11 protein-coding genes are annotated in these 7,613 nt (G+C 73.7%); 2 read left to right on the top strand and 9 right to left on the bottom strand.

The genetic code is table 11. From position 1 onward, the window contains the following. Positions 1-319: 319 nt before the first annotated feature. Positions 320-481: a hypothetical protein gene (locus ACFOWE_RS16605; protein ID WP_377288617.1), complete on the top strand. Its 162-nt coding sequence runs from the start codon at positions 320-322 to the stop codon at positions 479-481. A gap of 82 nt (positions 482-563) precedes the next feature. Here ACFOWE_RS16605 and ACFOWE_RS16600 read toward each other — a convergent pair whose 3' ends face one another. Further along, complete coding sequence (locus tag ACFOWE_RS16600; RefSeq protein ID WP_377288615.1) at positions 564-743, bottom strand: hypothetical protein; 180 nt, start codon at positions 741-743, stop codon at positions 564-566. A 288-nt stretch (positions 744-1,031) separates the two neighbouring features. Here ACFOWE_RS16600 and ACFOWE_RS16595 point away from each other — a divergent pair, with 288 nt between their 5' ends. Beyond that, the gene (locus ACFOWE_RS16595) at positions 1,032-1,454 is read left to right on the top strand and encodes a DUF6157 family protein (protein ID WP_377288613.1); all 423 of its coding nucleotides are present in this window, start codon (positions 1,032-1,034) and stop codon (positions 1,452-1,454) included. 133 nt (positions 1,455-1,587) lie between these two features. Here ACFOWE_RS16595 and hisF read toward each other — a convergent pair whose 3' ends face one another. From hisF to hisD, 8 genes are all read right to left on the bottom strand, one after another. Beyond that, positions 1,588-2,358, bottom strand: a complete 771-nt coding sequence (gene hisF / locus ACFOWE_RS16590) for an imidazole glycerol phosphate synthase subunit HisF (protein WP_377288611.1) — start codon at positions 2,356-2,358, stop codon at positions 1,588-1,590. A 155-nt stretch (positions 2,359-2,513) separates the two neighbouring features. After that, a complete protein-coding gene (gene priA, locus ACFOWE_RS16585; RefSeq protein WP_377288609.1) occupies positions 2,514-3,233 on the bottom strand; it encodes a bifunctional 1-(5-phosphoribosyl)-5-((5-phosphoribosylamino)methylideneamino)imidazole-4-carboxamide isomerase/phosphoribosylanthranilate isomerase PriA in 720 nt (239 codons plus the stop codon). Between the two features lie 5 nt (positions 3,234-3,238). Further along, positions 3,239-3,592, bottom strand: a complete 354-nt coding sequence (locus tag ACFOWE_RS16580) for a hypothetical protein (RefSeq protein ID WP_377288607.1) — start codon at positions 3,590-3,592, stop codon at positions 3,239-3,241. Positions 3,593-3,695: 103 nt separating this feature from the next. Continuing rightward, positions 3,696-4,331, bottom strand: coding sequence for an imidazole glycerol phosphate synthase subunit HisH (gene hisH / locus ACFOWE_RS16575; protein ID WP_377288605.1), 636 nt, complete (start codon positions 4,329-4,331; stop codon positions 3,696-3,698). 7 nt (positions 4,332-4,338) lie between these two features. After that, a complete protein-coding gene (locus tag ACFOWE_RS16570) occupies positions 4,339-4,494 on the bottom strand; it encodes a hypothetical protein (RefSeq protein WP_377288603.1) in 156 nt (51 codons plus the stop codon). A 16-nt stretch (positions 4,495-4,510) separates the two neighbouring features. After that, on the bottom strand, positions 4,511-5,116 hold the full coding sequence (gene hisB / locus ACFOWE_RS16565; protein ID WP_377288601.1) for an imidazoleglycerol-phosphate dehydratase HisB: 606 nt from the start codon (positions 5,114-5,116) through the stop codon (positions 4,511-4,513). Continuing rightward, the gene (locus tag ACFOWE_RS16560; protein WP_377288599.1) at positions 5,116-6,207 is read right to left on the bottom strand and encodes a histidinol-phosphate transaminase; all 1,092 of its coding nucleotides are present in this window, start codon (positions 6,205-6,207) and stop codon (positions 5,116-5,118) included. Before ACFOWE_RS16560 ends, hisB begins: the two co-directional genes overlap by 1 nt. Next, positions 6,204-7,538 (bottom strand): histidinol dehydrogenase, encoded by a 1,335-nt coding sequence (gene hisD / locus ACFOWE_RS16555; protein WP_377288597.1) that lies wholly within the window; start codon positions 7,536-7,538, stop codon positions 6,204-6,206. The genes ACFOWE_RS16560 and hisD overlap by 4 nt, the downstream gene beginning before the upstream one ends. Between the last annotated feature and the right edge of the window lie 75 nt (positions 7,539-7,613).

The raw sequence follows: 7,613 nt of genomic DNA, 5'->3' as shown, positions 1-7,613 counted from the left end.
TCCGCGGCGCGGACCCGCCGCGCCGCGGACGGGAGGCGGGACGCGCATCCGCTGGTCACGGCGCCGGCCCGCCATCTTCGCGATCCTGCTGCCGCCACTCGCCCTTCCGATATACCTTGCAGTCCGGGTTGGACATCGGGGCCGCTCCACCGCACCATGACGGAGGGGGGACGCCCATGCCATTCCCGTGATCCGGCCATGGCTCTCCCCTGCCCGCCAGGTATGATCACCAAGATCCGGGAGCCACCCGGGCCGAAGATGCCAAAGATCCTTAAAATCCGGGTATATACGGCTGGGAACGGAACTGCAGGAGGCCCCCATGCAGGTCAAGAAGATCGCCACCTATGCCGCGGTGGCGTTCGTGGCCTTTTATCTGTTCAGCAGACCCGCCGAAGCCGCCTCCGCGGTCAACGGCGTCTTCGACGGCATCCTCCACGGCGCGGACCAACTGGCCCTGTTCTTCACCAGAGTGCTGAGCTGACCGAGGCCCCGCCCCGCCCCTCCGCTCCTCCCCGTGCTCCCGCCCCACGAGCGGGAGCGCGGCACCCCCGATCCGTACGGCGTCAGTCGCCGTCGCCGTCGTTGTCCGTCTCCCCGTCGTCCTCGACACCCGGCGAGCCGGTCTCGACCACGTCCGGCGTCTCGGGCTCCTCGTCGCCGCCTCCGCAACCGCCGAGGGCCCCGGTGAGAGCCGCCACCAGCAGGGCGACCGCAGCCGTCTTCCTTCCGGGCGTTCCGAGCATTCCCGACCTCCTGGCCTTCTCCTGCCTGCGCACGCGGCGCGACCTTCGCGCCGCGGACCACCCACTCCCCGGAAGAACCGGCGTCTAACCCTCTCCGTTCCACCGCGGCCCGGCCGGCGAGGTCTGTCCCGGCCCGGCGGAGCGCTCCGCCGGCTTCGTCCCGCTTCGTCGGTGGACCCGCGGAGCACGAGGAGACGGCGGAGACGTGATCAGGTGCGCCGCCCTCCCGCGTCCCCGGCAGAAGCCTCCCGCCCCCGGATCGTCGGCTCCGCAGGGCATGATGGCCGTGTGGATCTCAACTACTACGACACCCTCATCGCCGTCGCGGACGACTGCCCGGTCCGCAGCGCCGTGGAACCGGAGCCGAGAGGCGGCAAGAAGACTGTCGCGGTGCTGCAGTTCGAGATGATCGCCGCCGACCCGGGCGGCCTGACGCAGGAGGACGTGCTCTTCGAGAGCTGGCTGCGCCGCCAGGAGCCGGCCGGGCGCTCGGAGGCCGAGCACGACCGGTTGCGCGCGCAGTTCTTCGCCAGGCCGCAGGCGTGCCTGCGGGCCTCGCCGCTGCCGAAGAAGTACGGCTGGGGCCTGCTCTTCGACCAGGCGGGCCGGGTGCGGCTGTGCCCGATGGAGTCGGAGGAGTACCAGCGCATCGTCGCCGGGGAGGTGGCGGGCGTGAAGGTCCTCAAGGCGATGCGGTCTCGCCGGGCGTAGGCCGTGTCGGGCGGGGCGGGGAGCACCGCCGCCCGCCTCTGCGGACCCGCTCCGTCCGGGGTCCTCGACCGGCGGCGGTCGCGTCCACGGTCATGAAGTCCAGGTTCAGGGTGTCGTTCACCCGCACGGGGACTCAGCGGACCGGGTGCCCCGCGGCGCGCAGCGCGTCCTTCACATCAGCGATCTTGAGCTGGCCGAAGTGGAACACCGACGCCGCCAGGACCGCGTCCGCGCCCGCCTCCACCGCGGGCGCGAAGTGCTCCACCGCCCCGGCTCCGCCGCTGGCGATGACCGGGACGCCGACCGCGGCCCGCACGGCCCGGACCATCTCCAGGTCGTAGCCGTCGCGCGTGCCGTCGCCGTCCATCGAGTTGAGCAGGATCTCCCCCACGCCCAGTTCCTCGCCCCGGCGCGCCCACTCGACCGCGTCGATGCCGGTGCCGCGCCGGCCGCCGTGCGTGGTCACCTCGAACCCGGACGGGGTCGGCGGGCCGCCTGTGACCCGGCGGGCGTCCACCGAGAGCACGACGCACTGGGCGCCGAACCGCTGGGAGGCCTCGGTGAGCAGTTCGGGCCGGGCGATGGCCGCGGTGTTCAGCGAGACCTTGTCCGCCCCGGCCCGCAGCAGCCGGTCCACGTCCTCGACCGCGCGCACTCCCCCGCCGACGGTCAGCGGGATGAACACCTGCTCGGCCGTGCGGCGCACCACGTCGTACATGGTCGACCGGTCGGAGCTGGACGCGGTGATGTCGAGGAACGTCAGCTCGTCGGCGCCCTCCGCGTCGTAGCGCCGGGCCAGCTCGACCGGGTCGCCGGCGTCGCGCAGGTTCTCGAAGTTGACGCCCTTGACCACCCGCCCGGCGTCCACGTCCAGGCAGGGGATCACTCGTACCGCGACAGTCACGTGCTCTTCCTCGTCTCTACGTCTCTACAGGCGTCTCTGCGCTACAGGCGTCTCCGCGTCTCCACAAGGTGTCCCGCGTCTCCACAGGCACTCTGCGGGCTCCCACGGGCCGGCTCCCCGTGCCCGGACCGGGCCCCCGCGCCCCGGAAGGAGGCTCAGGAGACCGCGGCCAGGGCTTCCTGAAGGGTGAACGCCCCCGCGTACAGCGCCTTCCCGACGATCGCGCCCTCGACTCCGAGCGGGACCAGCGACGCCAGCGCACGCAGGTCGTCGAGGGAGGAGACGCCGCCGCTGGCGACGACCGGCTTGCCGGTGCGGGAGCAGACCTCGCGGAGCAGGGCGAGGTTGGGACCGGTCAGGGTGCCGTCCTTGGTGACGTCGGTGACGACGTAGCGGGAGCAGCCGTCGGCCTCCAGCCGCTCCAGCACCTCCCACAGGTCGCCGCCCTCCCTGGTCCAGCCGCGCCCGGCCAGCGTGGTGCCGCGCACGTCCAGGCCGATCGCGACGCGGTCGCCGTACTCAGCGATGATCTTCGAGCACCAGGCGGGGTTCTCCAGCGCCGCGGTGCCGATGTTGACGCGGCGGCAGCCGGTGGCCAGCGCGGCCTCCAGCGAGGCGTCGTCGCGGATGCCGCCGGACATCTCGACCTTGATGTCCAGGGCCCCGACCACGGAGGCGAGCAGCTCCCGGTTGGAGCCCCGGCCGAAGGCCGCGTCGAGGTCGACCAGGTGGAGCCACTCGGCCCCGGCCTCCTGCCAGGCGAGCGCGGCCGCGAGCGGGTCGCCGTACGACGTCTCGGTTCCGGCCTCGCCCTGGACCAGGCGGACGGCCTGCCCGTCGGCGACGTCCACGGCGGGCAGCAGCTCTAGCGACATCTTGATCAAGACCTCCGGTCGAATGCGACGGTGACGAGCACCGGGACGAGCAGCAGGGACAGCACGAGCACGCCGAACCTCGCCGCCCACGAGGACACCAGCAGCCAGGCGATCACCTGGACGATGAGGAAGAGCACCGCCACCACGCCGTTCTGCGCGCGGCGGCGGCGGGCGAGGATGCCGCGCTGCCCGGCGATCCGCACGCCCCGGCGCGGCAGGACGGCGGCGACCGGGGCGGTGAGCCGGTCGAGCCGCTCCCGTCGCCGGGCGGACCGGGCCCGCCGCTCGGCGCGGAGCGCGGCCTGCCGGGCCTGCTCGGCCTCGCGCTCCGCCCGCCGGCGGGCCCGCTCCCTGCTCACCGCTCCCCCACCGCAGCGCCGGCCGCCACGGCACGGACCGGCGTCCCGCCGCGCGGGAACGGGTGCACGAGCGGCGGAAGCGAGGACGGGACCGGCGGAACGCTCACCCGAGCGTTCCGAGCCAGTTGGCCAGCAGCCGGGCCCCGGCGTCGCCGGACTTCTCCGGGTGGAACTGGGTCGCCGCCAGCGGCCCGTTCTCCACCGCGGCGACGAACGGCACGCCGTGCTCGGCCCAGGTGACCAGCGGGTCGGCGAACCCGGGCCCGGCCTGCAGCTCCCAGGTGCGCACGCCGTAGGAGTGCACGAAGTAGAACCGCTCGTCGGCGTCGATGCCGTCGAACAGCACCGTGCCCTCGGGGACCTTCACCGTGTTCCAGCCCATGTGCGGCAGGACGGGGGCCTCGAGGCGCTCGACCGTGCCGGGCCACTCGCCGCAGCCGGCGGTGGTCACGCCGTGCTCGACCCCCGTCTCGAACAGGATCTGCATGCCCACGCAGATGCCGAGCACGGGCCGGCCCGCGGCCAGGCGGCGCCCGATGACGCGCTCGCCGTGCACGGCCCTCAGCCCGCGCATGCACGCGGCGAACGCGCCGACGCCGGGGACGACGAGCCCGTCGGCCTCCATCGCCGCCTCGTGGTCGGCGGTCACCGTGACGTCCGCGCCGACCCGGGCCAGCGCGCGCTCGGCGGAGCGGAGGTTGCCCGAGCCGTAGTCCAGGATCGTGACGTTCTTGCCCATCAGAGCTTCACCACCAGAGCACCGCCGCTGTGATCGCCAGGGCGGCGAGGCCGGCGAGCACGAGCGCGCCGACCTTGATGCCCTGTTTGAGGAAGGAGACGACGCCGCCCACCAGGAAGAGGGCGGCGAAGGCCATCGCGATGGCCGTCCAGTTTTCGGTCACCGCCGGTCGTCCGCCGTCACAGCACGCCCTTGGTGCTGGGCACGCCGGTGGCGCGCGGGTCGGGCTCCGACGCCTCGCGCAGCGCCCGCGCCAGCGCCTTGAACTGCGCCTCCACGATGTGGTGGGCGTTGCGCCCGTACGGCACGTGCACGTGCAGGCAGATGGCGGCCTGCGCGACGAACGACTCCAGGATGTGCCGGGTCAGCGTCGTGTCGTAGTCGGGCCCGATCATGGGGGCCATGTTCTCCGGCTCGCTGTGCACGAGGTACGGCCGGCCGGACAGGTCGACGGTCACCTGGGCCAGGGACTCGTCCAGCGGGCAGGAGGCGCTGCCGAAGCGCCTGATGCCCGACTTGTCGCCCAGCGCCTCGCGGAACGCCGCGCCCAGCGCGAGCGCGGTGTCCTCGATCGTGTGGTGGGAGTCGATGTGCAGGTCGCCCTCGGTCTTCACGGTCAGGTCGAACAGGCCGTGCTTGCCGAGCTGGTTCAGCATGTGGTCGTAGAAGCCGACGCCGGTGGCGACGTCGACGATCCCGGTGCCGTCGAGGTTCACCTCCACGAGCACCGACGTCTCCTTGGTGGCGCGCTCGATCCGGCCGACGCGGCCTCCGGCAAGACTCATCACAGGACCCCTTCCAGCGCGGCGCGGAACGCCGCCATCTCCTCGGCCGTTCCGACGGACACCCTCAGCCACCCGGGCGGGCCGACCTCGCGGATCAGCACCCCGCGCTCCAGCAGGCCCTCCCAGACCGCGCGCCGGTCGCCGAAGACGCCGAACAGCACGAAGTTGGCGTCCGAGTCGGCGACGGTCAGGCCCTTGGCCCGCAGCCACTCCACCGCGGCGTCCCGCTCGGCGCGCAGCTCGTCGACGGTGCCGAGCAGCTCCGCCCGGTGCGCGAGCGCGACCCGCGCCGCCGCCTGGGTGAGCGTGGACAGGTGGTACGGCAGGCGGACCAGCAGCAGCGCCTCGATCACCGCCGGGTGGGCGGCGAGGTAGCCGAGCCGGGTGCCGGCCATGGCGAACGCCTTGGACATGGTCCGGGTGACGATCAGCCGGGGGTGCTCCGCGAGCAGGGTCAGCGCCGACGGGGTGCCGGTGCGGGCGAACTCGAAGTAGGCCTCGTCCACCACGACCATGCCGGGCGCCGCCGCGACGATCCGGGCGATCACCGCCGGGTCGAGGGCGGTGCCGGTGGGGTTGTTGGGCGAGGTGAGGAAGACCAGGTCGGGCCGGTGCTCCTCGATCGCGGCGACGGCCTTGTCCGGGTCGATCCCGAAGTCCTCCTCGCGCGAGCCCGCGATCCACTCGGTCGAGGCGCCGGTGGCGATGATCGGGTGCATCGAGTAGGACGGCTCGAAGCCGAGCGCGGTGCGGCCGGGCCCGCCGAAGGCCTGCAGGATCTGCTGGAGCACCTCGTTGGAGCCGTTGGCGGCCCAGACCCGCTCGGCGGTCAGGCCGTGGCCGAGGTAGGCGGCCAGGTCCTCGCGGAGGGCGAGCGCGTCCCGGTCGGGGTAGCGGTTGAGCTCGCCCGCGCCGCGCCGTACCGCCTCGGCGAGGTCGGCGACCAGCGCCGCGGAGGGGCCGTGGGGGTTCTCGTTGGTGTTGAGCCGCACCGGCACGTCGATCTGCGGCGCGCCGTACGGCGTGCGGCCCCGCAGGTCGTCGCGGATGGGCAGGTCGTCCAGGGTCACGCGGGATCCGTCCTGTGTCATGCGGGCCGCTCCCAGTCGGCGAGGTCGGCCAGCTCTCCGGGGGCGAAGCGGGCGCGGACGGCCGCGCCGTGCGCCGGCAGGTCCTCGGCGTCGGCGAGCACGGAGACGTGGGCGGCGGCGCCGGCCAGCGCCTCGCGGTCGTACTCCACGACGTGGATGCCGCGCAGGAAGGTCTGCACCGACAGCCCCGAGGAGTGGCAGGCGCAGCCGCCGGTGGGCAGCACGTGGTTGGAGCCGGCGAGGTAGTCGCCGAGCGAGACGGGCGCGTAGGGGCCGACGAAGATCGCCCCGGCGTTGCGGACCCGGGCGGCGAGCGCGGCCGCGTCGGCGGTGTGGATCTCCAGGTGCTCGGCGGCGTAGGCGTCGGCGACGCGCAGCCCGGCCTCCATGTCGTCGACGAGGAGGATGCCGGACTGGCGGCCGGACAGGGCCTCGGTGATGCGCGCCGCGTGCTTGGCCGCGGCGACCTGGCCGGGCAGCTCCTTCTCCACCGCGTCGGCCAGCTCGACGGAGTCGGTGACCAGGACCGCGGCGGCGATCTGGTCGTGCTCGGCCTGGCTGATCAGGTCGGCGGCGACGTGCACCGGGTCGGCGGTGGCGTCGGCGAGGATGGCGATCTCGGTGGGGCCGGCCTCGGAGTCGATGCCGATGCGGCCCTTGAGCAGGCGCTTGGCGGCGGCGACCCAGATGTTGCCCGGGCCGGTGACCATGGTCACCGGGGCGCACTCCTCGGTGCCGTAGGCGAACATCGCCACGGCCTGCGCGCCGCCGACGGCGTAGACCTCGTCGACGCCGAGCAGCGCGCACGCGGCCAGGATGGCCGGGTGCGGCAGCCCGCCGAACTCCTTCTGCGCGGGCGAGGTGACCGCGAGCGAGGCGACGCCGGCCTCCTGGGCGGGCACGACGTTCATCACGACGCTGGACGGGTAGACCGCCTGGCCGCCGGGGACGTACAGGCCGACGCGCTCGACGGGCACCCAGCGCTCGGTGACGGTGCCGCCGGGCACGACGCGGGTGGTGACGTCGGTGCGGCGCTGGTCGCGGTGGACCAGACGGGCGCGGCGGATCGACTCCTCCAGCGCCGCGCGGACCCGCCCGTCGAGCCCGTCCAGCGCTCGGGCGATCGCCTCGGCGGGCACCCGGGTGGAGGCCAGCTCGACGCCGTCGAAGCGGGCGGTCAGTTCCCGTACGGCGGCGACCCCGCGATGATGCACGTCCTCGCAGATCGGCCGGACCTTCTCCAGGGCGGCTTCGACGTCGAGTTCGGCACGGGGCAGCACGTCGCGCAGGTCCTCGGGGAGGGCTCCGCGCAGGTCGGTACGGGAAATCACCCGTACAGTCTACGGAGCCCGCGGACCGCCCTCTCTCCGCGTTCCACGATGCGGACCTCCCCGGGTCACCATGCG

The sequence above is a fragment of the Planomonospora corallina genome (assembly GCF_042650625.1).
In the GTDB taxonomy this organism is placed as follows: domain Bacteria; phylum Actinomycetota; class Actinomycetes; order Streptosporangiales; family Streptosporangiaceae; genus Planomonospora_B; species Planomonospora_B corallina.
Note: the sequence above shows the minus strand (reverse complement) of the source record. Positions and strands in the feature narration are given on the sequence as shown.